The sequence below is a fragment of the Arthrobacter sp. BG5 genome (assembly GCF_056680155.1).
The window spans coordinates 1633669-1660129 of the sequence record NZ_CM155268.1 but is presented as its reverse complement, the minus strand read 5'-3'; the positions used below and the strand labels follow the sequence as shown (position 1 = coordinate 1660129).

Genomic DNA, 26461 nt, shown 5'->3' with positions numbered 1-26461 from the left:
GTGCAGTTCGATGAATCCGACGGGCTGACTTATGATGTCTGCACTATCTGGAGGGTTTCGCCCGCCACTTATGGGAGGCTGCCGTGCGTATCTCAAACTTGATCGGCGACGCCGACCTCAATATCCGTCTCCGTGTTTCGGGCGCCGAAGGCCGCCTGAGCCGGCCGATCACCTGGTGCGCTCCGACGGAACATATGGACCCCACGCCCTTCCTCAGTGTCAATGCCCTGGTGCTGACCAACGGCATGGGCCTGAACGTCAGGGACTTCAGGATCTGGGACGCCTACGTGGAACGGCTGGTCTCCGTGCCCGTCTCGGGACTCGCGTTTGGCCTGGGCGCCGCGCACCGCGAGCTGCCGGAGGGCCTGTTACGGGCCTGCGAGGCGCACGGCCTGCCGCTGCTGGAGCTCCCGCCGGAGGTGCCCTTCGTGCTGGTCATGCGCCACGTGGAGCGGATCATTGCCACCGAGCGGTATGAGGAACTGCGCAAGGGCTGGGAGCTGGCAGACGCATGCACCCGTCTGGCGGCCGACGGACGGTCCCTGGCGGAGGTGCTTGAGCGGGTGGCGGGCGCCGTCAACGCAAGGGTGGCCGTCATCGATCAGAATGCCTTCGAACTCGTTGCCGCAGGCACGGCCCACGGCGATACGGCGCGGACCACTTTGCGCCTGCCAAGCGGCGCAGCGGAGCAATTCAGGCTTGCCATCGAGGGGATCGGCAACGACATCGTGCTGCAGCCCGTCCTGGGTCCCGTCGCCGCCGTGATCGGCCTGCAGCTGAGCTACACCCTCGGCTCCCGCTCGCCCCTGCATTCCCGGGAGGCGGCGCGCTTCATGGAGGCCCTCTATGCGGGCCACGGCGAGCCTTCCCGGCCGCTGCGCCGCTATGCCCTCGAGTCCGGTTTCGACCCCGACGGAGACTGGACCGCGGTACTCATCGGCAGTTCGGAGGAGATCGCTCCCGCCAAGCTGCGTGCCATCGCCTGGCGCGCGCGGGTGGGGTTGCAGGGCTCTTTCAACACCGTGCGGTTCATGGAGGAAACCGGGCTCACCACCTTGTTGCTGCAGCGCCGGCACGGCATGGCCGACCTGCTTGACGCCGTCGGGGACTTCTTTCTGGACGCCCCGGAACTGTCTGTGATCGTCACCGAGACCGCGAATCTCGGCGAACTGCCGCTGGCGCTTGGGCTTGCACGGCGCAACGTGGGGCGGCCCGGCGTGCACAAAGCGCCGCTGGCCGACCTCGCCGGCATTGTTCAGGGGCTGCCCAGCCCTGGTCTGGTCGCTATGTGCCAGCGACTCCTGGCACCCTTGTCCTCCGACGGCGGCACTGCGCTGCGGGAGACGTTCGACGCTTACCTGAGGCACAGCGGGAATTCCGCCAAAATCTGCGACGAGCTCTTCATCCATCGCAACACGCTCAGCTACAGGCTGAGGAAGATCCAGGAGCTCCTGCAGCTGGACCTGACCGACGGCGAAGTCCGCGCCACCTACATGCTGGCGCTGGGTATCGTCGCAGCAGCGCATTGAGCAGGGTCAGCCTGCGTTGTCCCAGGCGCTGCTTTCCCGCACGCACAAGGTGGGTGTCAGCCGGACGGGTTCGACGTCTTCGCCGTCGAGCACACGCTTCAGCAGCTCCATCGCCGTCCGACCGATATCCAGCATGGGGGAGCGGACCGAGGAGAGCGGGATGGGAAGCTCCGCGGCGACGGACGTGTCATTGAAGCCGACGACCGCGACGTCACTGCCCACGGTGAGGCCGTGGGAGCGCAGCACGCCCATGGCGCCGATGGCCGCGAAGTCGTTGACCGCGAAGACGGCAGTGGGGTGCGGCTTCCTGCGCGCCAGGATCGTTTCGGTGGCTTCGCGGCCGCCCGCCGTGTCGAAGCGGGACCAGACGACGGCTTCCTCGGGAAGCGCGCCGCCCAGGGACTTCCACCGGTCCGCGAACCCGGCCGTCCGGTCCACAGCCGTGCTGGCGTATGGTTCGCCTGCAATGACGGCAACGTTCCGGTGGCCTTTACTCCACAGGTGGTCGGCCACGAGCTGGCCGCCGAGGACATCGTCGCAGGTGGCCGAGGGGTAGCCGGTCACCCGGCGGTTCATGAGCACGAAGGGGATGTTGCGGGCGGTGAGCTCCCTGAGCTGGCTGCCGTCCAGGTGGGCATCGCCGATGATCAGCCCATCCACGCGGCGTGCCAGCATGGTGTCCGTTTTCCGGCGTTGCTCCTCCGGGTCATCCCGGGAATTCATGACGAAGGTGGAGTAGCCCAGCTCGGCCGCGGCCTCCTCAATCCCCTCGTACATGATGGCCAGCACAAGGTCCGAGAGCCGGGGGACAATCACGCCCATCAGGCGGGTCCGCCGCGTCCGCAGGCCGGCGGCCTGGGGGTTGGGAGAGTAGCCCCGCTTCCGCGCCAACTCGCGAACACGTTCGGCCGTCGCCACGGACGCGGCGCCGCGGGCGACGTCGGAGCCCGAATGCAGAATCCTGGACACCGTCGACGGGTGGATGCCGAGCTCGTTCGCGAGATCCTTCAGCGTGACGGTGCGGCCATCGGCCGTGATTTCTTCCATTTATTCCCCTGCCGCAGCTCAAGAAGGCGTCCTACAAGAGTGCCCGACGCGGTGCGAATCTTCAGCCCTAGGACCCTTGACGTGTCCCAAGTCACATTCTATAGTCACTTTAACCCCTTACCCAATCGATTGGGTAGCCCGGCGGGGCGGATTCGGCACCAAAAGTGTTTACACCGCTGAAACGCCGGGCAGCACCTGGGGGAAACACCGCGAAGATACTTTTTAGCCAAGAACCCAAACGATTGGGTAGGCGTTCGCCGCGGCGGATGCAAGGAGCAACGGAGTCAACATGACCGTCACAGATTCGGGGAGCGCGCACGTGGTGCTGTTGGCCACGGGCGGAACCATCTCCTCCCGGGGCTCCGGGGCCGGAGGCGGCGCGGTGGCATCGGACACAGGAGAGCAGGTGTTCGCCAGCATCGGCGGCCCGGCGGCCCATCCGGTCCGCGTGGTGGACGTCTTCCGGAAGGGTTCATACCTGCTGACCGTCGACGACATGATCGCCATCTGCGCCAGGATCCGGGAGGCCCTTGCCGACCCGCAGGTTCTTGGGGTGGTCGTCACCCACGGCACGGACACAATGGAGGAGACGGCCTACCTGGCGGAACTCACCCATGACGATGACCGGCCGGTAGTTTTCACCGGAGCCCAGCAGGCGGCCGACTCCAGCACCCCTGACGGCCCGGGAAACCTCGCCCGGGCGATCGCCGTCGCCGGCTCTCCCACAGCCCGGGGGAAGGGGGTGCTCCTGGCCTTCGCCGGGACCATCTTCCCTGCAGCCGGGGTGCGGAAGTGCCACACCACCAGAGCTGAGGCCTTCGCCAATCCGGATTTCGGAACGGCCGGATCGGTCAGCGAAGCAGGTGAAGTCAGCCTGACGGCGGTAGGGCCCGCGGTTGAGGCGTTGCCGCTGCCTGGCGCCGGGGCCGGTTCGCCCCGCGTGGACCTGATCGCCGCCTACCCCGGGGCGGACGCCACCCTGCTGCGAAGTTCCCTCCAGGCCGGGGCGGCGGGCGTCGTCCTTCAGGGGACGGGAACGGGCAACGCCAACCGCGAGCTGTGCCGGGAGGTGGCCGCGGCCACCGCAGCCGGCGTCGTGGTGGTCACGAGCACCCGGGTGGAGGCCGGCGCCGTCGTGCCGATCTATGGCGACGGCGGCGGCGACGATCTGCGCGCAGCAGGCGCCATATCCTCCGGGCTGCTCCGGCCGTCCCAGTCGCTGGTCCTGCTCAGCCTGCTGCTCCGCCTCGGCACCCCCGCGGCCCGCATCGCGGAAACCTTCGCCCTGCGTGGCAGGGCTCCGGACCCCGACCATCCCGAAACCAGTACCCCAACAACCCAACTCCAACAAAAAGCCCAGTGAAAGGTTGATCTCATGACTAAGGACATCCAAGTCGCGTTCGGCGTCGACGTGGACGCCGTGGCCGGAATGCTCGGCTCCTACGGAGGCGAAGACTCTCCGTGTGACATCTCCCGCGGTCTGTTCAGCGGTGAAGTCGGCGGCCCCCGCCTCATCCGCCTCTTCGAGAAGTACGGGCTGCCGGCAACCTGGTTCGTCCCGGGCCACTCGATCGAGACGTTCCCGGACCTGACCCGGATGATCGTGGACGCCGGGCACGAAATTGGCGTGCACGGGTACTCGCACGAGAACCCCATCGCCATGACCCGGGAGCAGGAGACGGCCATCCTTGACCGGTCGATCGAACTCATCGAAAAAGTCTCCGGCCGCCGCCCCACGGGCTACGTCGCCCCCTGGTGGGAATTTTCGCAGGTCACCAACGAGATCCTCCTCGAACGCGGGATCAAGTACGACCACTCCCTGATGCACCGCGACTTCGAGCCCTACTACGTCCGGGTCGGCGACAGCTGGAAGAAGATCGATTACACCAAGGACGCCGAAACCTGGATGGAGCCGCTGGTCCGGGGCAAGGAAACCGACCTGGTCGAGATTCCGGCCAACTGGTACCTCGATGACCTGCCTCCGATGATGTTCATCAAGGCGTCCCCGAACTCGCACGGCTTTGTCAGCCCCCGCGACATCGAGCAGATGTGGCGCGACCAGTTCGACTGGGTTTACCGGGAAATGGACCAGGCCGTCTTCACCATGACCATCCACCCCGACGTCTCGGGCCGGCCCCAGGTCCTGCTCATGCTCGAACGCCTGATCGAACACATCAACTCCCACGAAGGCGTCAGCTGGCTCAAGTTCGACCAGATCGCCGACTCCTTCCTCGCTCGCAGCCCCCGAAAGGAAAACCAGTCATGACCATCCAGCAGCCCGCCGTCGACCTGACGAACCCGGCACCCGACGAGAAACGCCGTTTCCCGGTCTTCTCCAAGCGCAATACGACCACCGCGACGGTGCTGGCCCTGCTGGCCTGGACCATTGCCGTTTTCGACTACGGCCTTTTCGGCACCCTCCTGCCGGCCATGCAGGAAGAGTTCGGCTGGACAGCAACCGAGGCCTACGCCATCAACACCTGGATCGCCGTCGGCACCGCGATCGTCTGCTTCGGCATCGGCCCTGTTATTGACCGGCTCGGCCGGCGCAAGGGCATGATGACCACCATTGGCGGCACCGCAATTGTCTCCGGCCTGACGGCGCTGATTCCGACCGGAATTCCGTTTCTGAGCAACGGCCTGCTCGTGCTGGTCCGTTCCTTCGGCGGGCTCGGATTCTCGGAGCAGGCAGTCAACGCGACCTACATGAACGAGGTCTACCAGGTCACCGAGGTCGCCGATAAGCGCAAGCGGCCCGGTTTCCACTACTCCTTCATCCAGGGCGGCTGGCCGCTGGGCTTCCTGCTCGCCAGTGCCCTCGCCCTCGCGTTCCTGCCTTCCCTCGGCTGGCGCGCCCTGTACCTGATGGCGACCATCCCGGCAGCGATCATCGTCTGGGTCATTGCCAAGAAGCTCAAGGAGACCCCCCAGTTCGAACTGCACCACAAGCTGACCGAACTTGAGAAGAGCGGCCAGTCCGGGGACGCCCACGCCCTGGCCCACGCGTACGGCGTCGAACACTCGTCCGCGGCCCCGCTGAAGCGCATCTGGGAACCGCACCTGCGCCGGAACACGATCGTCTTCTCGCTGGCCTGGATCTTCAACTTCTTCGGGATCATGATCTTCAGCATCCTCGGCAGCTCGGTGCTCAAGAACGCCAAGGGCGTGGAGCTTTCGGATGCGTTCTGGATGCTCATCGTCATCAACATGCTGGCGTACTTCGGCTACGTCTTCCACGGATGGCTCGGGGACAAGATCGGCCGCAAACGGACCATCATCGGCGGCTGGATTCTCTCCGGCCTTTCCTTCACCGTCATGCTCAGCCCCATCGCCACGAGTCCCGTCATGATCATCGTGACCTACGGCGCCGGCCTGTTCTTCCTGGTTGGGCCCTATGCCGCAATCCAGTACTTCATGGCTGAGTGCTACCCCGTCAGCTGCCGTGCCACCGGCACCGCGTTCATCGGTGCCATGAGCCAGCCGGGCACCATCCTCGGCGGCGCACTGTTCACCGCGGCGGCAGCCGGCGCGGGTACCGGCGCGGCAGCCCTGTGGGTCGGTGCGGCCGGAACGCTGTTCTCCGGCCTCCTGATGATCGCCGCGAAACCCCCGGCCGAGGCCCTGCTCGAGGACCACCCGCACGAGGTCGACGCATGACCGGGGATATGAAGGTGGCCGTGATCACCGGGGCCGCCAGCGGAATCGGCCGCGCGCTCGCCGTCCACTACGCCAGGCATGGTGTGCGGTCGGTGATCGGCACCTTCCCGGGAGATCCCCACGACCCGGAGGAAACCCTGCGCCTGGTGAAGGACGCGGGGGGCCAGGCGGTGATCCACGAAGTGGATGTCCGCAGCACCCCGTCGGTTGACGCGTTCGCCGAACGCGCCGTCCAGGAGTACGGCCGGCTGGACTACGCCGTGGCGAACGCCGGGGTCCTGCGCAACTCGCCCCTGGGGGAGCTGACCGACGAGCGCTGGGACGACATGCTCGACGTCGACCTCACCGGGGTGTTGCGGACCCTGCGGGCGGGGTCCGCGCGGATGACCGAGGGCGGTGCGATGGTTGCCGTGTCCTCAATCGCCGGCGGTGTCTACGGGTGGGAGGAGCATGCCCACTACGCGGCCGCCAAGGCCGGTGTGCTCGGGCTGATCCGCAGCGTGGCCGCCGAGCTGGGACCACGTGGCATCCGCGCCAACGCCGTCATCCCCGGGCTCATCGAGACGCCGCAGTCCCTGGACCCGGTGAACTCGCTGGGACCCGACGGCCTGCAGCGCGCCGGGCGGGAGATCCCGTGGGGCCGGGTGGGCAGGCCCGAGGAGGTTGCCAGCGTGATCGGCTTCCTGACCTCCGACGACGCCGCCTACGTCACCGGCCAGTCGCTGATAGTCGATGGCGGCCTCACCATCAAGATGCGTGCCTGAGAAGCCCTGGAAGGAACGAATGAACAACACTGACACCTCCCCTCGCCAATCGGGCCGGGCTGTGGTGGTCACGGGCGGCGCCAGCGGCATTGGCAAGGCCATCGCCGAGGCCTTCACCGCGAACGGCGACAGAGTGGCTGTCCTGGACCGGTCCGGCGCGGCGGGAACCATCGCCGTCGACGTCTCCGATGAAGCGAGCGTGAAAGCGGCCTTCGCCGCCGCACGGGAGCAGCTGGGCAGGATCGACATCCTCGTCAACAGCGCGGGCCTGCTGACCGAATCGCGGCTGGAGGACATGACCCTGGCCATGTGGAGCGAGACGATTTCCGTCGACCTGACCGGCGTTTTCCTCTGCTGCCGGGAGGTGGTGGGGGAGATGCGGCAGCAGAAGTGGGGCCGCATCATCAACATCGCCTCCCAGCTGGCGATCAAGGGCGGCACCGGGCTGAGCCACTACACTGCCGCCAAGGCCGGCGTGGTGGGGCTGACCAAAGCCCTGGCCCTTGAAACCGCCGGCGACAATGTGCTGGTCAACAGCATCGCCCCGGGTCCGATCGAAACTCCGCTGGTTGACGGGATCTCGGAGGACTGGAAGGCGGCCAAACGCGCGGAGCTCCCGCTGCGGCGCTTCGGCAAACCGGCGGAGGTGGCACCCACAGCTCTCCTGCTGGCCAGCGACCCCGGAGGCAACCTCTTTGTGGGGCAAACCCTCGGCCCCAACTCCGGCGATGTGATGCCCTAAGAAAGGGGAGGACACATGTGCGGTGCCTGCGGACGAACCGTTGCGCCCGATCCCATCCTGGGCCCGGTCAGAACCCTGCGGCAACACCTGATTGCCGCCGCCACAATCAACAGTGTGTGCCAGGGCCTGCCGGGAGCCCCCAAAGTGACCGCGCTCAAAGATGGCTGGATGATGACCGGTCCTTCCGGGGCCTCGAGACAATGCCAGACCCTTGAAGAACTACGGGCCGCGGTCCTCAGTTGTTTTACTGACGCCTCGGTTCTTGGACGCCTGCACAGGCGCCAGGAAGACTACGCGGCCGACCCGTCCAACGCAGGGTTGCCCGCGCGTGCGGCCGCCCTGCTCGCAGCACCTAGGCTAGGAGATCTTTATGACTGACTTCACCCCGCTGTGGTCACCCCTTCAGATCGGTTCCACCCACCTCGACAACCGGGTAGCGCTGGCTCCCATGACAAGGATCAGTGCCACCGAAGACGGGCACGCCACGGAACGAATGGCGTCCTATTACCGGACGTTTGCCCGCGGCGGGTTTGGACTCTTGATTACCGAAGGGATTTACCCGGACACGGCGCACAGCCAGGGCTATCACTTCCAGCCCGGCATCGCGACCGAGGAGCAGGCCCGGTCCTGGGCCGCCGTTGTCGACGGTGTCCACTCGGCCGGCGCGCGGATGTTCGCCCAGCTCATGCATGCGGGAGCGCAAAGCCAGGGAAACCGGTTTGTCACGTCCTCGATCGGACCATCGGCAGTGGCCCCCAAGGGGGAGCAGCTGCCGTTCTACCGCGGTGAGGGCCCGTATCCCGTTCCTTCGGAGATCACCCCGGCGCAAATGGCCGATGTCCGGAAAGGCTTCGTCTCGGCGGCGCTGAACGCCAAGCGGGCCGGTTTCGACGGCGTTGAAATCCACGGCGCCAACGGGTATCTGCTGGATCAGTTCCTGACGGACTACCTGAACCAGCGGACGGACAGTTACGGCGGATCACCGGAGAACCGGGTCCGCTTCGCTGCGGAGATCTGCCGCGAGGTCCGGGACGCCGTCGGCCCCGACATGACCGTGGGCATCCGGATCTCCCAGTCGAAAGTCAGCGACCATGACCACCGGTGGGGCGGAACCGCGGACGAAGCGAACGTTATCTTCTCGACTCTGGGGGCCACCGGCGTCGACTTTATCCACACCACGGAATACCAGGCGAGCGAGCCCGCATTCGAGGATTCGGAGGAGACTTTGGCCGCGCTGGCCAAGGCGTATTCAGGAGTGGCAGTGATCGCCAACGGCAAACTCGACGATCCGGAAACGGCTGTGTCCATGTTGCGTGACGGTTCCGCCGACGTCGTCGCGCTTGGCAAGGCCGCCCTGGCCAACCGGAACTGGCCGCACCTGGTCCGGAACAAGCTGGAATTCGACGACCTGGACCCCAGCGTGTTTGCTCCCCTCGCGGACGTCAAAGACTGGGAGTTGGAGGGGCCGGCGTAAAGAAACGTCGCAAGTATGAATCCTGCGAAGCGTCGGGTTCAACGACGTCCTAGCGCTCGGTCACGGCCAATGAGATGCTTTGGGGCGGCAGCGTAACGGTGGCGCCCTTGTCCGCACCGATGGTGCTTTGTTCCGGCGGCTCGTTGGGGTCAGGCTTCCCGCCGTCGCCGCTGCCCTTGGTGGAGTTCCATTTGTACTGCTTCGAGGAGTACTGGGTGAGCTGTATCTCTCCGGGGATCGGATCGTGCCTGCCGCCGGAGTCCTGGATCAGACGCACGGTGAGGGCGCGTTTCGGGTCCTTGTTGAACAACAGCACGCTGAGACGGCCGTCCGGACGCCGCACCGGGTAGGCGGTGACCAACTCTTCGCCCGCCCCGTTGCGCATGTCGCTGGTGGCGCTGTAGAGGGAGTGCCGACCGTTGCCGCCTTCAAGCCACTGGCGGTTCATGAGCCTGACGGCATGGTAGCTGGCAAGCGGCCTCAGTTTCACGTTGTCGTAGACCTGAAGCAGCATAAGGTTCCCCCACGAATTGCATTTCTCACCGGGTCCCTCCTGGATGACCGTGTTCGGTTCGAGGCCGTAGTAGTAGCTTGTTTCTCCTCCCATCTTCAGAAACATCGCGGCGGTTTCGGCGTTGAAAATCGCTCCCGGCAGTTCCAACTCGACCTGGCCGGCGAACGCTGAGTAGCCGTATTCGGTGATGATCTTGGGGATGCCCGGTGGGAGCCCGGCCTCCTCCTGGCGCGCCAGCAGGTCCCGCAGGAGGCCCGGACTTTGGGCCAGTGGTCCGCTGGTTTCCGCGCAGACGTCGTCGAACGGGTACCACTCGAAAGAGAAGAAATCGAGATCCTGCATCGCGCCATGGTCCTTGAGATACGACACGAAACGGCCGGTCCAGGACCGCTTCCCCTTCGTGTCGGGCCAGTGCTCCCAGTCCGGGAGCGTGGTCTGATAGCCCGGGCCGCCGAACTCCAGCGAGGAATCAACGGCCTTTACCGCGCGCGCCATTTGCAGGTAGAGCGCCCCGTAATGTTCCGGCTGGGTAAGCTGCCCGTTCGGCTCCTCACCGATCTCAATCCGACTGAACGGATAGCCTCGCTTCTTCAGATAGCGGATCATCGCTGCGGCGTCCTCAGGCACTCCATAGAGCGCCGGCACCGGGACCATCACGGGCTCGCCGTTGGTGATGCCGCTGGCGAACAAACGCTCGAAGCTGACGTGCTCATAATTCTTGTCGAGATCCTGCGCGCGGTGCCAAGGGTCGGTGGAGGACGTCCAGATCGCTGTTTGCTTCTGCGAGGGTGCGTGGTGGATGTGATCGGTGAGCTTTCCGAACTTCTGCTGCCCTACGTAAAGCTCGCGAAGCGCGACTCCGAGGCGGTCGCGAATGTCTGTTGCACCGACGGGGGCCGTGGCTGAACCCTTGGTGAGCAGGATTCGCACGTTTTGAACGTTCACGGCCTTCGGTGCGACCACGACTGTCTGCGTACCTCCGGCACCCACGTGCGTGGCCAGAGGAAAATTACGCCATCGGCCACCCTTCCATTGCCCGCCGTCAACGGGGACCAGCGCGTCATGGCCGGTCCAGTACTGCACTGTAATGCGAGTTGCATGCGGTGTTCCCCAGTCCAGTCGCAGGCTGTCCACCGGCACCGGCGACGGGAAGGCCACCATGACCCACTGTGGATGACGGTCGTCGGGCTCGCCGGTGTAGTGGGGGTCAAGGTACGGGTTGCTCTTCCAGTAGGTCTTGGCGTCCCCATCATCCAGTCGGGAGAAACCATCGTCCTTTGCCTGATCGGTGGTGTTTCCCCGCCGCGGCAGGCGGTACCCGTAGGAGACGGGGTAGTCAGCCTTCGGCTGGGACGATGAAGTCCAATACCCCTGCTTCTGGTTTGGTTCGCTCCATGAGCCTTGGGGATTCCAGTGCCACGCCTCCGCACCCAGTTCGGTCCGCAGCCGGTAGCTGATCGGCCCGAACCCTGCGGACCTCATCGCTTCAATGCTCGAAGGTCTCCACACCCGGTCGATTCCTCCCTGCTCCAGGCCGTCGACGCCAGCGCCGATGTTCCGGTTGCCCTGGAACTCCGTTGCCGGCCGGTCCAAAGCGATGCTCACTGTGCCGTCGGCTGCCGGAAGGGGCTGTTTCCCGCGGCGCGACACCTCCAGCGCAAGCCCCAGCCCCAGACCGATCGCGGCAAGGGAAGCGACGGCCGCAATTATGGTGCGTCGTGGCGGCATGAGGATCCGTTGCCGGCGGGGTGGTTCCGCGCCCTCCTGAGTAAATTCGAGTGCGCGGCCGGGGAGGTCGCCGGGCGGAGACTTGTCCATTTTCGTGCTCCTACCTGATAGAGCTCGGGCGGGGCTAGGCCTTTGGCATGGAGTAAGCCGGGAAGAGGGCGACGTTTCTGCCCCGCCAGCCTGGGTAGAGCGTGGCTTTTCGGCAGTTCAAGGCCTCGTGGTGCGCCGTCAGCGTTGGAGGCGGGCCCTTGCCCGTCGAGTCCACCCGTGGCCTGGTGCTGACGGCGTCGCGTTTGGAGTTCTGATGTTGAAGTACCCCGATTGCAGTAGCGTAGCGGCTCGGTTTCACCGGCAGAACCTATTGACGGCTTCTGCCTGAATATGAAGCGGAAGCTCCCTCCGTCCTCGAGGTCTAATCCCGCGCCGGTGCCGCGACGGAGCCCCGGCGGATCAGCTCGGCCGTAAAGACCGGCGCGGCCGCAGGCGCCTTCCGGTCCTCCATCTGCCGGATCAGGGCCGTGGCGGCGGCTACGCCCATCTCATACACGGGCTGCGCGATGACCGTGAGCGGAGGCGTGGTGAGCCGCGTCCAGGCGAAGTCGTCGTACATGAGGAAGGAGACATCCTCCGGAATCGACAGGCCGAGTTCCTGGATAGCCTCGACGACACTCAGGCCAATCAACCCGTCGGAGGCGATGATCGCCGTCGCCGGGTCCGGGCGCTGCAGCAGCTCGCGGGTGATCTTCCGGATCGACTCGTCATCGCCGGCGTTGAGGCGGATCAGATCATCCGGCGGCTGCAGGCCGGCGTCAGCGAACGCGCGTTGCAGGCCGGCGCGCCGGTCCGAGATCTGGGACGAGTCCAACGGCATGCCCTCGCGGTACGGCTCGTCCGTCCGGAGCGTGGAGATGAAGGCGATTCGGCGGTGGCCGGCACTGATCAGGTAGCTCGTGGATTCATGGGAGATGTCCTCCATGTCGACGGCGACCGTGTCGACGTCGAGCCCGGGCGCCTTGCGGTCCAGCAGGACCAGCGGGCGGCCGGATTCGTGAACGCGCCGTAGATGCTGTGTCTCGACCGAAGACGCCGGTGCCACGATCAAACCGTCCACGCGCTTGTCCAGCAGCACCCGGACGGCATCGATTTCCGCGGCCGTGTCCTCGTCCGTGTTGATCAGGATGACGTTGTAGCCGCTGCGCTTGGCGGTGTCCGTGATGCCCCGGGTGGCCAGGCCGAAGTGGGGGTTTTCAATATCGCCCACCACCACCCCGATGGTGTGCGATTTTCCCGTGTTCATGCTGCGGGCGAGCTCATTGGGCCGGTAGTCCAGCTCCTCTGCGGCGGCCAGCACCCGCTCGCGCACATCGTCGCTCACGGCACCGTAGTTGCCCAGGGCGCGGGCGGCCTGGGCTTTGGAGACCTGGGCGGCGCGTGCGACGTCGGCGACGGTGACGTCGCGGCGCCGGGAAACATCACTCTTCATGACGGCCTTTCGTAGCGGACCCTTGACGCCCCATGTGGCTTCGATTACATTTCTAGCAATCGATGTGAGTCCGGTCTCAATCCTAGGGACTGAGACCGGACTCAGCAAGACCCGCATCGGCCTCACCCGCTACGGGGCACACCGCCCACCCACACCCCGCTCCTCACCCACGATTGGAAACACGCTGTGAACACAGGAAACAAGCTGCGCCCCGGGGCGCTCATTGCCGCTGCTGTTGCCGCGGTTCTCGCACTGTCCGGCTGCGGCGGAGCCTCCTCCGCCTCGTCGTCGCCGGCGGACAACCCCTACGGCCTGATCGAGCCCGGCACCATTCGCGTCGCCAGCCTCGGTGACTCCAAGCCCTACACCTTCGCCGACGCCCAGGGGAACTTCACCGGCTTCGACGTCGAACTCTTCAAGGATGTCGCCCACCGCGCCGGGATCGACAAGGTCGTCTTTACCGGTCAGGACTTCTCCGGGCTGCTCGCCGCCGTCTCCAACGGCCAGTTCGACGCCGGCGTCGCGGCGATCGGCATCACGGACAAGCGCAAGCAGACCGTCGACTTCTCCGACGGCTACCTGGCCGGCTACCTGACCGTCATCACGACAAAGAACTCGGGCATCGCCAACGCCGACGCCCTCGCCGGAAAACGCCTCGGCGTCGTGCAGGGAACGCTTCAGGAGGCCTACGCCGTGAAGAACTTCACCTCGGCCAGCCTGGTGCGCTTCCCGGACAACAACACCGCTATCTCCGCCGTGAACAGCGGATCCGTGGACGCGCACTTCCTCGACTACGAGGCCGCCAAGGCCTACGAGGAGAAGTACGGACTGGTCAGCGCCGCGGACATCCCGTCCTTCGACGCCCCCGCCGGGTTCGCCGTGGCGAAGGGCAAGACGGCCTTCAAGGACGCCCTGAACAAGGGACTGGCCGCCGCCATGGAGGACGGCACCTGGAAGAAGCTGTACCAGAAGTGGTTCCCGGGATCGCCGATGCCCAAGCAGTACCTGCCGAAGGCCGAGCAGGCGGCAAGCCCCTCGCCTAGCCCCACGTCCAGCAAGTAAGCCGCCAGGCGGACACCTTCGGCAGCCACCGCGCTGCTACCTGACCGGGCGGGCCGCACGGTGCGGCCCGCCCGGGATCCACAAGCTACCTACGTCTGAGAGACACCATGGACTGGTTAAGCACCATCACCCGCACCTTCTTTGACTTCGGCGCAATGGCCGAAGTCCTGCCCCAGCTTCTGGGAGTCGGACTCCTCAATACCCTCATCATCTCCATTGCCGCCACCATCCTCGGCGTCGCCCTCGGCATGGTCGTCGCCGTGATGGGGATATCCCCGTCCGCCTGGCTCCGCGTCCCGGCCCGGATCTACACGGACCTGTTCCGCGGGCTTCCGGCCATCCTGACCATCCTGCTGATCGGCCAGGGATTCGCCCGCCTCAGCCAGTCGATCTTCGGCCCGTCGCCCTACCCCCTGGGAATCATCGCCCTGAGCCTGATTGCCAGTGCCTACATCGGCGAGATCTTCCGCGCCGGTATCCAGAGCGTGGACAGGGGCCAGGGCGAAGCCTGCCGGGCCCTCGGCATGAGCTACGCGAAATCGATGGCCCTGGTGGTTGTCCCGCAGGGTGTCCGCCGGGTCCTGCCCGCGCTGGTCAACCAGTTCATCGCCATTGTGAAGGACTCCTCGCTGGTCTACTTCCTGGGCATGCTGGTCTCCGAACGGGAACTGTTCCGCGTGGGCCAGGATGCCGCCGTCCTCTCCGGCAACCTCTCCCCGCTGGTCCTGGCCGGGATTTTCTACCTGGTGGTCACGGTGCCCCTGACCCACCTGGTCAATTACTTCGACAACCGCTTCCGCACCGGCCGACGCCGCCCCGCCGCACCCAGCAGCGGCCTCAAGGAAGTCAACGAACTCGCCGCGGCCTCACCGCTGACCACCGGGAGCAACACATGAGCCTCGCAAGCAACACCGCCAGCAACACCGCGCCGGACATCGAGACCTTCCACGGGTCCAGCCTGGAACTGAGAAACCTGACCATGGCCTACGGGGACATCGAGGTGCTCCGGAACGTCAGCCTCAACGTCGCGCCGGGCACCACCACCTGCATCATCGGGCCCTCCGGCTCCGGCAAGTCCACCCTGCTCCGCGGGGTCAACCGGCTGCACGAACCCAAAAGCGGGGACGTGCTCCTGTCCGGCGAGAGTGCCCTGCAGGTCAAGCCGGATCTGCTGCGGGCCCGCATCGGCATGGTCTTCCAGCACTTCAACCTCTTTCCGGACCACACCGCCCTCGAGAACGTCGCCCTGGCGCTGTGGAGCGTCAAGGGAATGCCGAAAGCCGAAGCGCGGGAACGTGCCCGCCGCCGCCTCGCCGAGGTGGGCCTCGCCGAGCGCGCCGACCACCGGCCCCGGGACCTCTCCGGCGGACAGCAGCAGCGCGTCGCAATTGCCCGCGCCCTGGCCATGGAACCGGAGGTCATGCTCTTCGACGAGGCCACCAGCGCGCTGGACCCGGAACTGGTCAAGGGCGTGCTGAACCTCATGGCAGGCCTGGGCCGCCGCGGCATGACCATGCTGGTGGTCACGCACGAGATGGGGTTCGCCCGCAAAGTCGCCGATCAGGTCGTCTTTATGGACGAGGGCGAAGTCGTCGAATCCGGCACCCCCGCCCAGCTCTTCGACAACCCCCAAAGCGAACGGCTCCAGCGGTTCCTCTCGGAGGTGCTCTGATGGGCAGCGAGGCAGCGCAGCCCATCCGCACCGCCGTCGTCGGCTTCGGTGTCTCCGGCAAGGTCTTTCACGCCCCGCTGATCGCGGCGCATCCCGGCTATTCGCTGGACGCCATTGTCACGGCGGATCCGGCCCGCGCCGCGGAGGCCGCCCGGCTCTATCCGCACGCCCGGATCGTCCCGACGCCGGAGGCACTGTTCACGCTCGCCGGAAGCCTGGACCTGGTTGTCCTCGGGACGCCCCCGCAAACCCACTACGACCTCGCCGCAACGGCAATGGACCGCGGACTTCACCTCGTGGTGGACAAACCATTCGTCACCAGCCGGGCCCAGGGCGACGCTCTCATCTCCCGGGCGGCCGACGCAGGCGTGCAGCTCACGGTCTTTCAGAACCGGCGCTGGGACGCCGACTTCCTGACCCTCCGGGAGCTGATTCGGGAAGGAGCGCTGGGCGAGGTCCGCAGCTTTGAGTCGCGCTTTGAGTGGTGGCGGCCGGACGGTTTCGGGAACTGGCGGGACACTGCTGCGGCGTCCGACGGCGGCGGCATCCTCAACGACCTGGGCGCCCACCTGATCGACCAGGCTGTCCAGTTGTTCGGTCCCATAGCGGAGAGCTACGGGGAGACCGCCAACCACGGACACCCGGACGGTGCCGACACCGAGGCCTTCGTGTCCCTGCTGCACGAATCCGGAGTCCGGTCACGGCTCTGGATGAACGGCATGGCGGCCAGGGTTGGCCCGCGCTTCCACGTCCTGGGCTCCGTGGCCGGGTACACCAAGTGGGGTCTGGACAGCCAGGAACCCGCGCTGGCAGGCGGCATGTTGCCGTCGGATCCGGCCTACGGCGTCGATCCCGAGGACTCTTGGGGGGTCCTCGGCGTCGACGGAACCGCCGAGGCGGTGCCTGCCCGGCCGGGCGCCTACCCCGAGTTCTATACCCGGCTGGCCGCGGCGCTCCGAGGGGACGGCCGGCTGCCGGTCGACCCCAGGGAGTCACTCGAGGTCCTGAGGGTTATCGAAAACCTCCGCGCTTTCGCCTAGCCATACCTCGCACCGCCCGGACAGGGCCCGCGCGAAATTTCAAGCACCCGCTATGCATAGAAAGGAAGACCCATGTCCTCCACGCCCTCAACTAAACGCGTCGCTGTCATTGGCGGCGGCATCCTCGGCGTCTCCACCGCCGTCCACCTGCTCCGCGAAGGCGCCTCGGTGATCCTCCTGAGCGAACATGGCCTGGCCAGCGAGGCCACCGGCCGCTCGCTGTCCTGGCTGAACTCCGCCGGAGAACGCTCCACCCCGTACCACCAGCTCCGGGTTGCCGGCGTGGACCGCTACCGGACCCTCTTCGCTGCGGATCCGGACCGGGACTGGCTGCAGTTCGGCGGCGGCCTCATGTGGCACGCCGCGGGACAGCAGGCCGCCACCGACGCCCGCCATGACTACGAGACGTCCATCGGCTACAACTCCAAACTCCTGGCGCCCGAGCAGCTCTCTTCCGCCGTTCCCGGCGTCGACCCGGCCGCCGTGCCCGAGAGCGCCATCTTCAACCCCGGCGAGGGATGGGTCAGCCTGCCCGACCTGGTGGAGTTCCTGATGGAGGAGTTCCACGAGCTGGGCGGGGAACTGGTACTCAATGCCGGCAAGGTCTCCGTCACGGTCGCTGCCGGGCGGGCAAGCGGCGTGGAGACGGCCGCCGGAGACACCTACCCTGCGGACGCCATCCTGGTGGCGTGCGGCGCCGCGACGCCCGCCGTCGTCGCACCCCTGGGCGTTGACATCCCCAACGGTTCCCCGGTCTCCATGCTGGTGCTGACCAAGCCCGTTGACCATGGACTGAAAGCCGTGCTGAACACCCCGCGGGCAGCCGTACGACCGAACCCCGGAAACGCCCTGGCCCTGGACCACGACTGGTATGAAGAACACATCACCGAACACACCGACGGTTCCTTCAGCATCCCTGACGACGTGGTCCAGGAACTTGCTGATGAAGCGTCCAAGCTGATCGCAGGCCATCCCGAGCTGAAGCCGGCCTCGTGGAAGATCGGGTACAAGCCCATCCCGGGTGACGGCGAACCGGTCCTGGGTGAACTCGGCCAGGTGCCCGGCTGCTTCGTGGCCTTCACCCACTCGGGGGCAACGCTGGGCCTTATTGCCGGCGAACTCCTCGCGGGCGAGATCGTGACCGGGAAGAAGCACCCCATGCTGGCCAGCTTCCGGCCGGGCCGGTTCTCCTGACCGGTGGCCGGCTGAGCCGCCCGGACTGAGCTGGCGGCAGCCTTCCGGAGACGCGACGACGACGGCGGGAAAGCTCCCGCCGTCGTCGTCAGTCCTGCGTTGTAAGGGTGCTGCTAGGCGGAGGCCGAATCCAGGTTGGCCGCGCCGCTCAGGCTGAGGGTGAAGGTGTTGGGGCCGCTGGCGTGGACCGCGATGTCGGACTTCGCGGTGTTGTGCCGGACCGAGAGGTCGTGGACCAGGGCGTCCAGCTCGTGGTGCATCGTGGAGCGGTCCCAGAGCTTGTGGGTGACAGCGTTGGCAGTTTCAAACGTCATTGTTCAGTGCTTCCATTTCTGAATCCGGGTGTCCGGCTGCCGCACCGATGCGGAGCCGCCGTAGGCCAGCCCAGGAACACCTGAGACCGTGGGCAGCTCTGCGAGCTCACCGGTTTGGCCTCATTGCGTCCACCAGGATGGTGCCCCTGCCCCGCTTCGGACGCGCGGCGTCAAAGCGGGGAACGGGGCTGCGCCGGCGGGGGAGTTGACGCCCCTGCCTGCCTATTTATGATGCACAGCGCCGGGCGGCCCGCTCAAGCCAGGCGGCGATTATTGCAGGTGAGACTCATCACAGGAGGGCGGCCGCCCCGGCAATCACACGTCGATGGTGACGACGGCGCGTTCCCCGGTTGCGTCCGCCCGTGCTCCGGTGGCGGAGCTGACAGCCCGGGAGACGCAGCAGCACATCTTCGCCGCGGCGTGCTGCTGGCGCTCGCTGTAGAACACGTCCCGGTGGTCGACGGTGCCCTGCAGGCCCAGGAGCCGGACTTCGCAGAGGCCGCATTCGCCCTTGCGGCAATCGAACATCATGTCCACGCCTGCGCCCTCGAGCGCTTCCAGCATGGACTCGCCGGGCCCGACGGTCGTCTCCACGCCCAGCCGGGGCACGCGCACGACGAATTCCTCGGGGTCGAACCAGCCGCTGTTGCCGAACGTCTCGTACCGCAGGTTCGGCACGCTCAGCCCGCGTGCGTCCCAGCCGCGCTTCACCGCGTCCATCAGCCGGATCGGTCCGCACATGTAGAGCTCGGTCTCCGGGTCCACCCCGTCCAGCAGCGCGTCGACCTTCAACGCCGTGCCTTCGTCGTCAACGTGCACCCGGAGCGAATCGCTGTGCAGCGCCTCCAGCTGGGGCAGGTACGCCATGGCGGACCGGCTGCGGCCGGCGTAGACGAGGATGTAGTCCGCCTTGATGTTGCGCAGCACCCGGGCCATGTTGACCATCGCGGTGATGCCGATGCCGCCGGCCAGGAGCACGTAGCGCGGGGCGCCCACCCGGAGCGGGAAGTTCTGCAGCGGCTGGGTGATCTCCAGCCGGTCTCCGACTCCCAGGCCCTGCATAAAGACCGAGCCGCCCCGGGACTGCGGTGCCCGGTAGACGCTGATCGCCACGTGCCGGCCGTCCTCGCTGCAGTCCACGACGGAGTAGGAGCGCTTATGGCGTTCGCCGTCGATGGTGACCATAACGTCGATGTGCGAGCCGGGCTCGGCCTTCTTCGGGAGCGACTGGGACAGGACCAGCCGGCGGGTTTCCGCGGTGACTGCCTCCGCCTCGACGACGGTGCCGGTCTGCCAGACCTCTGTGTTGCTTGCTGCCATGACTTTCTTCTAACTTCTCGCTGGGGCTTGGTGGCTCCGGGCTGGCCGCCCGGGGGCGGTCAGGCGGTGGGGATGAGCCGGCCCTCAGCGGCGAGCTGGCGCTCGATCAGCCTCCGGACCCACATGCCGCCGGCGTCGATGTTGAGGTTGTAGAACTCGTAGTCCGGGTTGGCGTCGATCGCCTCCTGCTGGGCCTTGAGCATGGCCTCGTCCTCGCCGAAGACGCCGTTCACGCCGTTGCGGAGCTGGGTGGTGATCAGCTGGCTGTCCAGCCGGTAGTTGCGCATGAAGGCCCAGAAGTAATGGCAGGTCTTGGCGGTTTCGGGGGAGATGGTGTTCATGACGAAGCCGTTCACGCCCTGGCTGCGGTCACCTTCCGGTGCCCCCGTGCCTGCCTTGGCGACGCCGACGTCGATGTTGATGGTCGACGGCGACTGGAAGGTAATGATCTGCCAGCGGTCCACCTTGCCCTCAAAGCCCGGGAACTTGTCACGCATGTTCTTGAGCCAGAACGGCGGCGCGTCGATGTCCAGCATCCAGCGGGACACGGTGACGGTGTTGCCCTCCTGGGTGACCTTGAAATCGGACTCGCTCAGCTCGTCCTGCCCGATCGAGGAAGAATGGACGAACTCCTCGTGGGTGAGGTCCATCAGGTTGTCCAGCACCAGCTGGTAGTTGCACGGTGCGAAGATGGTCTCGCCGTCGCCGGCCCATTCCTCCGAGCTCATGTGGTGCATGTCCGGGACCAGGGTGGGGTCGGCCTGGGTCGGATCGCCCAGCCATACCCACACGTACCGGTACCGTTCGATCACCGGGAAGGACGGCACGGTGGCGCTCGGGTTGATGGTTTCCTGCGCCGGCATGGAGACGCAGCGGCCGGCGGAGTTGTAGACGATGCCGTGGTACGGGCACTGGATCCGGTCCCCCGGGAGCGTCTTGCCCATGGAGAGCGGAGCCAGCCGGTGCCAGCAGGCGTCCGCGAGTGCCACCGCCTTGCCGTCCTCGGTGCGGTACAGGGCCAGCGGCCGGTCCGCGATCCGCCGGGACATCGGCTTCCGGGTCACCTCATGGTCCCAGGCGGCCACATACCAGGCGTTGAGCGGATACCCCAGCACCTTGTTCGTGGTCGAACTAACGGACTGCATCATCGCGGTCATGTCATTCCTTCGCTATATCTATCTACATAGGTAGTGGTCTGCGTCACAGCATAACTATGTTGATAGATAGTGGCAAGGCCTAGGGGTTGAGTTTGTCGATCAGCTCCAGGCCGCGCTCGGCCCAGTGGACCTCGGCCTCGGCGCGCTCGACCATGCCCTCATAGGTGAAGATCTTGTAGCCGGCGATCTTGGCCCGGTCGGCATCCGGGGCGGTTTCGAGGCGGGCGGCCAGGATCGGGTTTGTCCGGTCCTGCAGGGCGGCAATCATCTCCTGCCACTGCTGCGCGCGGGACGAGTGGTACGCAACGTGGGCGCGCAGCTGCGCCCGGGCCGCGTCCGGTTCGGCCCACTCCAGGTAGGCCGCCTTGAGGTGGATCGGGTCGCGCTCGCGGGTGTAGTCCAGCGTGGTGTTGATCCACGCGCGGAACGCCTCCACCCCCTCCGGGGTGATGTGGTAGCGCTTCTTCTTGCCCTTCTTGCCCCAGGGTTCCTCGACGCCGCGCAGCAGGCCGTCCTTTTCCATCCGGCGCAGCTCGGGGTAAATCTGCGAGTCCGGGGCGTGCCACACGTAGCCGACGGATTGTTCGAAGTGCTTGAAGACGTCGTAGCCCGTCAGGGGCTGGGACGTCAGCAGTGCCAGCAGGGCGTAGCGCAGGCTCACCTGCCACCGATCCTCTCGGGTAGGGACCGCCGGCCGCGGCGCGGCCGGCGGGGTCCAGCTTTCTTCACACTCTTGTCAACTAACTATGTTCATAGTTACGCTGTGTCTCACGCCACATCTAACTATCAGTATAGATAGTTGTCCGGACGCCGGCCCTTCGACGACGAGGTCCGGCAACGGGCATTGGCCCCCGAGCGGCGCACCCCGCCTCCCGGCACGCAACTTTGTACCCGCCCGGACTGTCCGCGGCCTCCAGAAAGTAGTCCCATGCAACTGCAAGAACGCATCGACGCGTCCCGCATGTCCCTGTACCAATGGCTGATCGTCGGACTGTGCATCATCCTCAACGCCCTCGACGGCTTCGACGTCCTGGCCATGGCCTTCACGGCCAACAGCGTCACCCGCGAGTTCGGCCTCAGCGGCGCCGAGCTGGGGGTCCTGCTCAGTTCCGGCCTGGTCGGCATGGCCATCGGATCCCTGGGCCTGGCGCCCTTCGCCGACGTGATCGGCCGCCGGCCGATGGTCCTGGTCTCGGTGGGCCTGGCGACCGCCGGCATGCTGCTCGCCTCCCTGGCGCATTCGGCGATGGAGCTGGGCATCTGGCGTGTTGTCACGGGCCTGGGCATCGGCGGCATCCTCGCCTGCACCAACGTGATTGCCAGCGAATATTCCTCCAAGCGGTGGCGCGGACTGGCCATCAGCATCTACACGGCCGGCTACGGGATCGGCGCGACCCTGGGTGGCGCCGCCGCGGTGTCCCTGCAGGCAAACTTCGGCTGGCGCTCGGTCTTCGTCTTCGGCGGCATCTGCACCGGCATCGTCCTGATCCTGCTGGCGGTCCTGTTGCCGGAGTCGGTGGACTTCCTGACCAACCGCCGCCCCCGCAACGTCCTTGAGCGCCTCAACAAGATCGCCCGCAAGATCGGCCAGCCCGAGGTGACGGAGATCCCCGCCCCCGCTGCGGTTGCGCAGCGCAGGAACAAACTCTCCGAGCTCTTCACCGCCGGCAACCGCCGCTCCACCTGGCTCGTCTGGCTGGCCTTCTTCGCCACCATGTTCGGGTTCTACTTCGTGAACAGCTGGACGCCGCGGCTGCTCGTCACCGCCGGTATGACCGAGAGCCAGGGCGTCATCGGCGGCCTCATGCTCACCCTCGGCGGCACCTTCGGGTCCCTGCTCTACGGCCTGCTCACCATCCGCTGGAACAGCCGAAAGGTGATGATCGTGTTCGCCGTCCTCTCCGCCGCCACCATGGTGATGTTCATTTCCACCGCCGGCATCCTTGCCCTGGCGTTCGTCGCGGGTGGCATCGTGGGCATGCTGATCAACGGCTGCATTGCCGGCATGTACACCATCACCCCGGCCCTGTACGGCGCGTCCGTCCGGAGCACCGGCGTCGGCTGGGCGATCGGAATCGGCCGCGTCGGTGCGATCGTTGCCCCGCTCATCACCGGCGCCCTGCTGGACGCCCACTGGACGGCGTCCATGCTCTACATGGGCGTGGGGGTTGTGGTCCTCGTGGCCGGCGGCGCCGTCGCGGCGATGCGCCCGGCACAGCCGGAGCCTGCCGCGCACGACGGCGCGGCCGAGGAAGTGCCGCTGTCCGTCTGACGCGGCGGCCGGACCGGCCCGCACCAGCACCAAAACATAAGAGGACGATGGCGGGAAGCTCCCGCCGTCGTCCTCTTGCGTTCTGCTGAGCCTGTCGCGGGGATCGCGACAGGCTCAGCAACTTGAGTGTTGCAGTTCAGGACTACGGCTGCAGCACGCTCTTGGGCAGCCGGTGAACCGTGACTGCCCCCACCGGGGTGAACGGGTGGAGAGGATCCGGCGTCGAAGATCCGGTTGGGCCTCCGAGCCGGGAGTCGCCGACGGCACTCAGCACTGCATAGGCGTCGTCCGGCTGCCAGCCATGGTCCGTGACGAGGAAATGGAACATGTCCTCGTAGCCGCGGGTGATGCTTTCCTGCACCGGGTCGCCCAGGCCGACGAAGAGCCAGTCTTCGCGGGTTTCAATCCTGGGGGCGCGAAGATTCATCGCTTTGACAAGTTCGATGCTGATGACGGCTGTGCCCTCGGCCTCGATGGCCACGAAGGATGACTCCCCCTCCGCCATGAGGGCATGGATGTCCCCGATCGAAAGGTAGGCGCCCTCCACCATGACTGGAAGGTAGACCTTCGAACCCGGCCGGCACCCGGTGAGGTCCATGTTGCCGCCCCCGGCGAAGCTGGGCATGACCGTCGAGTTCTCCCCCTCGGCCGGGGCAGTGCCGATGCAGCCGATCATGGGCTGGGCGTCGAAGACGTGGCGATCGGTCACGTGCACGCCGGCTGCATCTATCGGGACCCGGCGGGTGAACATCGTTTCGCCCATCACGTGCCGCAGCGCTCCCGTTCCCGGCAGGCTAACGGACCAGCCGAAGTCTTTGAGCAAGATCTCGTGAATGGTGACGATCAGGGCGTCTCCCGGCTCGGCTCCGTCCACGAACACCGGTCCGGTGACCGGATTGATGCCTACGGTGAGCCGGTCCAGGTCGTGATGTTCGTGCAGCTCCGCGTAGACGGCGTCGCTCGTCTCGAAGGCGATCCGCTCCCCGGTTCGGGGCGCGATCCGAAGCGCGGGCTCCTCCTTCGCGGAGAAGGAGAATTTTCCGTGGGATTTGTCGAGGAAATGATCGGCGATGACGCTCACAGCTGGGACTCCGTTCCGCTCATTGCAGGCTCGGGATTGGTGTCGTTGTTCTCTGCCAGGTCCGGGGTTCGGCCGGTGAATTTGTAATATGCGAAGACTGCAGCGCCCACGACCAGCCAGATGGCGCCGCCAATTTTCGCCTCGGGCGCCGCGTTCAGCAATACGTAGCCAATGATCAGGAAGCCCAGGATCGGCACCACGAGATGCAGCAGGTAGTTCTTCGATTTCTTGCGAACGACATAGTGGACGATTACCGAAAGGTGCAGAAGCAGGAACCCGAACAGTGCGCCGAAGTTCACGAGAGCGGAAATTACGTCGATTTGCCCCACGAAGAACAGGACGAGAATCGCCGAGATGGCGGACACCAGGATGATGGCGTTCCGGGGCACCTGGCGGGTGTCGATCCGGGACAGGAACTTCGGCAGCTGACGGTCCCGGCTCATTGAGTACAGCAACCGCGAGGTAGCGGCCTGCGCTGCCATGGCGTTTGCGACACCGATCGCGAGCACGTTCACCACAAAGAATGCTGTCATCCAGCCACTGTTGGAGGCGGCCTCAACGACCGTGAAGAATGCATTGCCCACCTCGTCGTCGTTGAACGAGTCCCGGCCCGCGGCCAGTGCGCTTGCCAACCACGTCTGCAGGATGAACAGGAAAGCCACGAGGAACAGAGCCAGGATCATGGCCCGGCCAGCGGCGTTGCGGCCGCCCGTGGCCTCCTCTGCCATGGTGGAGATGCCGTCAAATCCGAGGAAACTCAACACGGCGATGGACAGGGCGGAGGCAATCAGCGGCCCCGTGACTTTGTTCGCGTCCCAGATCGGGTTCATTGTCAGCTCGGCGCCGGGGACGGTGTGCCCGGCCAATGCATTGACGGCGATGACGACGAAGATCACGACAAAAATCAGTTCAATCGCAAGGAAGATGCGGTTCATCCGTTTGATCGAGCTGATTCCGAGCAGGTTGACGACGGTGTTGACCGCGACAAAGATCAGCGCCCAGAGCCACCGCGGTGAATCGGGGAAGATCCCCACCATCGACTCGGCAGCGAACACGTACAGCAGTGTAGGGACGAGAAGGTAGTCCAGCAGTATTGCCCAGCCGGCGAAGAACCCGGCCGTGGGATGGATTCCGCGTCCCACGTAGGAAAAAACGGAGCCGGCGAGGGGGATGGACTTTGCCATCTGCTGATAGGCGAGGGCGGTAAAGATCATGGCGACCAGGCCGATCACGTAAACGAGCGGGACCATGCCTCCCGCCGCGTTGTAGACGACGCCGAAGATTGCCCACGGTGCGATCGGCACCATAAAAACGAGCCCGTAGACAAGGAGGTCCGTGGTGGATACCGACCGTTTTAGTTCCTGCTTGTAGCCGAAGGCCTCGAGTTGCTGTTGGGCGCTGAGTTCAGGGGGGCTGGAGGAGTTTGCCATCGAAATCTTTCTGGGAGGGAGGGAGGGAGGGGGTTGTAGTTGGTGCTAAGAGAGAACTGGATGGTCGTGGCGGGCCAAGTGCGCGGCAATGACGCTCCGAAATGCCTCGGGCTGCTCGAGGTGCGAGCAGTGGCTCGCTCCGGGGAAGACGTGACTGGCCGCATCAGGAATGTTGGCGATGAACGGCGCCCAGGTAGCGGGGGTTGCCTCGTCAAATTCGCCAGCTACCACCAACGTCGGGGCGGTCACCCGGTGGAGCCGGTCGATGATGCTCCAGTCGCGAAGCGTTCCGATGACGTGGAACTCGTTGGGCCCGTTCATCGTGTGGTACACCGTCGGTTCGGCTTCCATTTGGGCCACGCTCTCCTCGAAATCTGCTGGGAAGGGCGTGATGCGGCAAACATGCCGCTCGTAGAACGCCGAAGCCGCAGCAGCGTACTCGGGGGTCGTCACCGTGCCCGCATCCTCGTGGAACGTCAGCGCTTCCTGGACCTCACGGGGCAACTGCTCCCTGAGCTCCGTGGCGGCCTCTGCCCAGAGTCCCATCGAGGCGGGCGAGTTGCAGATGGAAAGGCTTGCCAGTCCCAGTGGCTGGCGCACGGCGATTTCCGCACCCAACATGCCTCCCCAGGACTGCCCGAGAAGATGGAAATCGTCGAGACGGAAGTGCGCGAGGAGGTTGAGGAACTCGTCGACAAACAACTGCGGGGCCCAGAAATCCGCCGGAGCGTCGGGCAGATGCGAGCTGTTTCCACAGCCCAGCTGGTCGTACAGGATGACGGTGCGCCCGGTGGCCGTCAATTCCTCAAGGTTTTTCAGGTAATTGTGGGCCATGCCCGGGCCGCCGTGAAGCACAACGAGGGGGAGCGCGCCCGGCACCGGGATGTCTGGGGTGAAGCACGCGGCCCAGGTCTCCCATTGGCGGAACGGAATTCGGTGGGTTGTGAGGGTTGTCACTCTGGATCCTTTGGTCGGACGTGA

General features: G+C 66.0%; 23 protein-coding genes. 13 read left to right on the top strand and 10 right to left on the bottom strand.

Annotated elements, in window-relative coordinates; translation table 11 throughout:
• Positions 1–83: 83 nt before the first annotated feature.
• Positions 84–1529, top strand: a complete 1446-nt coding sequence (locus tag AC1MBE_RS07635) for a PucR family transcriptional regulator (protein ID WP_479782088.1) — start codon at positions 84–86, stop codon at positions 1527–1529.
• 6 nt (positions 1530–1535) lie between these two features.
• Here the strand turns inward: AC1MBE_RS07635 and AC1MBE_RS07630 are convergent, their stop codons facing one another.
• A complete protein-coding gene (locus tag AC1MBE_RS07630) occupies positions 1536–2576 on the bottom strand; it encodes a LacI family DNA-binding transcriptional regulator (protein ID WP_479782086.1) in 1041 nt (346 codons plus the stop codon).
• Positions 2577–2865: 289 nt separating this feature from the next.
• On the opposite strand from AC1MBE_RS07630, the gene AC1MBE_RS07625 reads away from it, so the two are divergent.
• The 6 genes from AC1MBE_RS07625 (at position 2866) to AC1MBE_RS07600 (ending at position 9213) form a co-directional block, all read left to right on the top strand.
• A complete protein-coding gene (locus AC1MBE_RS07625; RefSeq protein ID WP_479782084.1) occupies positions 2866–3939 on the top strand; it encodes an asparaginase in 1074 nt (357 codons plus the stop codon).
• Positions 3940–3951: 12 nt separating this feature from the next.
• Positions 3952–4842 carry a polysaccharide deacetylase family protein gene (locus tag AC1MBE_RS07620; RefSeq protein WP_146336574.1) on the top strand — a complete coding sequence of 297 codons (891 nt, stop codon included), beginning with the start codon at positions 3952–3954 and terminating at the stop codon, positions 4840–4842.
• Positions 4839–6233: an MFS transporter gene (locus AC1MBE_RS07615; RefSeq protein ID WP_479782082.1), complete on the top strand. Its 1395-nt coding sequence runs from the start codon at positions 4839–4841 to the stop codon at positions 6231–6233. The genes AC1MBE_RS07620 and AC1MBE_RS07615 overlap by 4 nt, the downstream gene beginning before the upstream one ends.
• Complete coding sequence (locus tag AC1MBE_RS07610; protein ID WP_479782080.1) at positions 6230–6997, top strand: SDR family NAD(P)-dependent oxidoreductase; 768 nt, start codon at positions 6230–6232, stop codon at positions 6995–6997. Before AC1MBE_RS07615 ends, AC1MBE_RS07610 begins: the two co-directional genes overlap by 4 nt.
• A gap of 19 nt (positions 6998–7016) precedes the next feature.
• The gene (locus AC1MBE_RS07605) at positions 7017–7739 is read left to right on the top strand and encodes an SDR family NAD(P)-dependent oxidoreductase (protein WP_479782078.1); all 723 of its coding nucleotides are present in this window, start codon (positions 7017–7019) and stop codon (positions 7737–7739) included.
• A gap of 370 nt (positions 7740–8109) precedes the next feature.
• Positions 8110–9213, top strand: coding sequence for an oxidoreductase (locus AC1MBE_RS07600; RefSeq protein WP_479782076.1), 1104 nt, complete (start codon positions 8110–8112; stop codon positions 9211–9213).
• A gap of 49 nt (positions 9214–9262) precedes the next feature.
• On the opposite strand, the gene AC1MBE_RS07595 is transcribed toward AC1MBE_RS07600, so the two are convergent.
• Together AC1MBE_RS07595 and AC1MBE_RS07590 are read right to left on the bottom strand one after the other, a co-directional pair.
• Entirely contained in the window at positions 9263–11545 is a 2283-nt protein-coding gene (locus tag AC1MBE_RS07595) for a hypothetical protein (RefSeq protein WP_479782074.1), read from the bottom strand.
• Between the two features lie 322 nt (positions 11546–11867).
• On the bottom strand, positions 11868–12938 hold the full coding sequence (locus tag AC1MBE_RS07590) for a LacI family DNA-binding transcriptional regulator (protein WP_479782072.1): 1071 nt from the start codon (positions 12936–12938) through the stop codon (positions 11868–11870).
• Positions 12939–13142: 204 nt separating this feature from the next.
• Between AC1MBE_RS07590 and AC1MBE_RS07585 the strand changes: the two genes are divergently transcribed.
• The 5 genes from AC1MBE_RS07585 to AC1MBE_RS07565 all read left to right on the top strand — a co-directional run bounded on the left by AC1MBE_RS07585 (position 13143) and on the right by AC1MBE_RS07565 (position 17906).
• Complete coding sequence (locus AC1MBE_RS07585) at positions 13143–14000, top strand: ABC transporter substrate-binding protein (RefSeq protein WP_479782523.1); 858 nt, start codon at positions 13143–13145, stop codon at positions 13998–14000.
• A 107-nt stretch (positions 14001–14107) separates the two neighbouring features.
• Positions 14108–14896: an amino acid ABC transporter permease gene (locus tag AC1MBE_RS07580; RefSeq protein WP_346957929.1), complete on the top strand. Its 789-nt coding sequence runs from the start codon at positions 14108–14110 to the stop codon at positions 14894–14896.
• Positions 14893–15672, top strand: coding sequence for an amino acid ABC transporter ATP-binding protein (locus tag AC1MBE_RS07575; RefSeq protein WP_479782070.1), 780 nt, complete (start codon positions 14893–14895; stop codon positions 15670–15672). The genes AC1MBE_RS07580 and AC1MBE_RS07575 overlap by 4 nt, the downstream gene beginning before the upstream one ends.
• On the top strand, positions 15672–16712 hold the full coding sequence (locus AC1MBE_RS07570) for a Gfo/Idh/MocA family protein (RefSeq protein ID WP_479782069.1): 1041 nt from the start codon (positions 15672–15674) through the stop codon (positions 16710–16712). The genes AC1MBE_RS07575 and AC1MBE_RS07570 overlap by 1 nt, the downstream gene beginning before the upstream one ends.
• A gap of 72 nt (positions 16713–16784) precedes the next feature.
• On the top strand, positions 16785–17906 hold the full coding sequence (locus AC1MBE_RS07565; RefSeq protein ID WP_479782067.1) for an NAD(P)/FAD-dependent oxidoreductase: 1122 nt from the start codon (positions 16785–16787) through the stop codon (positions 17904–17906).
• Positions 17907–18019: 113 nt separating this feature from the next.
• On the opposite strand, the gene AC1MBE_RS07560 is transcribed toward AC1MBE_RS07565, so the two are convergent.
• From AC1MBE_RS07560 to AC1MBE_RS07545, 4 genes are all read right to left on the bottom strand, one after another.
• On the bottom strand, positions 18020–18220 hold the full coding sequence (locus AC1MBE_RS07560; RefSeq protein WP_479782065.1) for a hypothetical protein: 201 nt from the start codon (positions 18218–18220) through the stop codon (positions 18020–18022).
• 315 nt (positions 18221–18535) lie between these two features.
• On the bottom strand, positions 18536–19540 hold the full coding sequence (locus tag AC1MBE_RS07555; protein WP_479782063.1) for a PDR/VanB family oxidoreductase: 1005 nt from the start codon (positions 19538–19540) through the stop codon (positions 18536–18538).
• A gap of 59 nt (positions 19541–19599) precedes the next feature.
• Positions 19600–20697: an aromatic ring-hydroxylating oxygenase subunit alpha gene (locus AC1MBE_RS07550; protein WP_479782061.1), complete on the bottom strand. Its 1098-nt coding sequence runs from the start codon at positions 20695–20697 to the stop codon at positions 19600–19602.
• A 79-nt stretch (positions 20698–20776) separates the two neighbouring features.
• Entirely contained in the window at positions 20777–21358 is a 582-nt protein-coding gene (locus tag AC1MBE_RS07545; RefSeq protein WP_479782059.1) for a PadR family transcriptional regulator, read from the bottom strand.
• 267 nt (positions 21359–21625) lie between these two features.
• Here AC1MBE_RS07545 and AC1MBE_RS07540 point away from each other — a divergent pair, with 267 nt between their 5' ends.
• Positions 21626–22969: an MFS transporter gene (locus tag AC1MBE_RS07540; RefSeq protein WP_479782057.1), complete on the top strand. Its 1344-nt coding sequence runs from the start codon at positions 21626–21628 to the stop codon at positions 22967–22969.
• A 142-nt stretch (positions 22970–23111) separates the two neighbouring features.
• On the opposite strand, the gene AC1MBE_RS07535 is transcribed toward AC1MBE_RS07540, so the two are convergent.
• From AC1MBE_RS07535 to AC1MBE_RS07525, 3 genes are read right to left on the bottom strand one after another with little or no spacing between them, the layout of a single operon-like run.
• Positions 23112–24050, bottom strand: coding sequence for an acetamidase/formamidase family protein (locus AC1MBE_RS07535; RefSeq protein WP_479782055.1), 939 nt, complete (start codon positions 24048–24050; stop codon positions 23112–23114).
• On the bottom strand, positions 24047–25480 hold the full coding sequence (locus AC1MBE_RS07530) for an APC family permease (protein WP_479782053.1): 1434 nt from the start codon (positions 25478–25480) through the stop codon (positions 24047–24049). The genes AC1MBE_RS07535 and AC1MBE_RS07530 overlap by 4 nt, the downstream gene beginning before the upstream one ends.
• Positions 25481–25525: 45 nt before the next feature.
• On the bottom strand, positions 25526–26437 hold the full coding sequence (locus AC1MBE_RS07525) for a proline iminopeptidase-family hydrolase (RefSeq protein WP_479782051.1): 912 nt from the start codon (positions 26435–26437) through the stop codon (positions 25526–25528).
• Positions 26438–26461: the final 24 nt, after the last annotated feature.

Excerpts from the sequence above, each read along its gene's own strand:
- AC1MBE_RS07630 (WP_479782086.1), bottom strand. The coding sequence starts at position 2,576 with ATGGAAGAAATCACGGCCGATGGCCGCACCGTCACGCTGAAGGATCTC.
- AC1MBE_RS07625 (WP_479782084.1), top strand. The coding sequence starts at position 2,866 with ATGACCGTCACAGATTCGGGGAGCGCGCACGTGGTGCTGTTGGCCACG.
- AC1MBE_RS07620 (WP_146336574.1), top strand. The coding sequence starts at position 3,952 with ATGACTAAGGACATCCAAGTCGCGTTCGGCGTCGACGTGGACGCCGTG.
- AC1MBE_RS07615 (WP_479782082.1), top strand. The coding sequence starts at position 4,839 with ATGACCATCCAGCAGCCCGCCGTCGACCTGACGAACCCGGCACCCGAC.
- AC1MBE_RS07610 (WP_479782080.1), top strand. The coding sequence starts at position 6,230 with ATGACCGGGGATATGAAGGTGGCCGTGATCACCGGGGCCGCCAGCGGA.
- AC1MBE_RS07605 (WP_479782078.1), top strand. The coding sequence starts at position 7,017 with ATGAACAACACTGACACCTCCCCTCGCCAATCGGGCCGGGCTGTGGTG.
- AC1MBE_RS07600 (WP_479782076.1), top strand. The coding sequence starts at position 8,110 with ATGACTGACTTCACCCCGCTGTGGTCACCCCTTCAGATCGGTTCCACC.
- AC1MBE_RS07595 (WP_479782074.1), bottom strand. The coding sequence starts at position 11,545 with ATGGACAAGTCTCCGCCCGGCGACCTCCCCGGCCGCGCACTCGAATTT.
- AC1MBE_RS07590 (WP_479782072.1), bottom strand. The coding sequence starts at position 12,938 with ATGAAGAGTGATGTTTCCCGGCGCCGCGACGTCACCGTCGCCGACGTC.
- AC1MBE_RS07580 (WP_346957929.1), top strand. The coding sequence starts at position 14,108 with ATGGACTGGTTAAGCACCATCACCCGCACCTTCTTTGACTTCGGCGCA.
- AC1MBE_RS07575 (WP_479782070.1), top strand. The coding sequence starts at position 14,893 with ATGAGCCTCGCAAGCAACACCGCCAGCAACACCGCGCCGGACATCGAG.
- AC1MBE_RS07570 (WP_479782069.1), top strand. The coding sequence starts at position 15,672 with ATGGGCAGCGAGGCAGCGCAGCCCATCCGCACCGCCGTCGTCGGCTTC.
- AC1MBE_RS07565 (WP_479782067.1), top strand. The coding sequence starts at position 16,785 with ATGTCCTCCACGCCCTCAACTAAACGCGTCGCTGTCATTGGCGGCGGC.
- AC1MBE_RS07560 (WP_479782065.1), bottom strand. The coding sequence starts at position 18,220 with ATGACGTTTGAAACTGCCAACGCTGTCACCCACAAGCTCTGGGACCGC.
- AC1MBE_RS07555 (WP_479782063.1), bottom strand. The coding sequence starts at position 19,540 with ATGGCAGCAAGCAACACAGAGGTCTGGCAGACCGGCACCGTCGTCGAG.
- AC1MBE_RS07550 (WP_479782061.1), bottom strand. The coding sequence starts at position 20,697 with ATGACCGCGATGATGCAGTCCGTTAGTTCGACCACGAACAAGGTGCTG.
- AC1MBE_RS07540 (WP_479782057.1), top strand. The coding sequence starts at position 21,626 with ATGCAACTGCAAGAACGCATCGACGCGTCCCGCATGTCCCTGTACCAA.
- AC1MBE_RS07530 (WP_479782053.1), bottom strand. The coding sequence starts at position 25,480 with ATGGCAAACTCCTCCAGCCCCCCTGAACTCAGCGCCCAACAGCAACTC.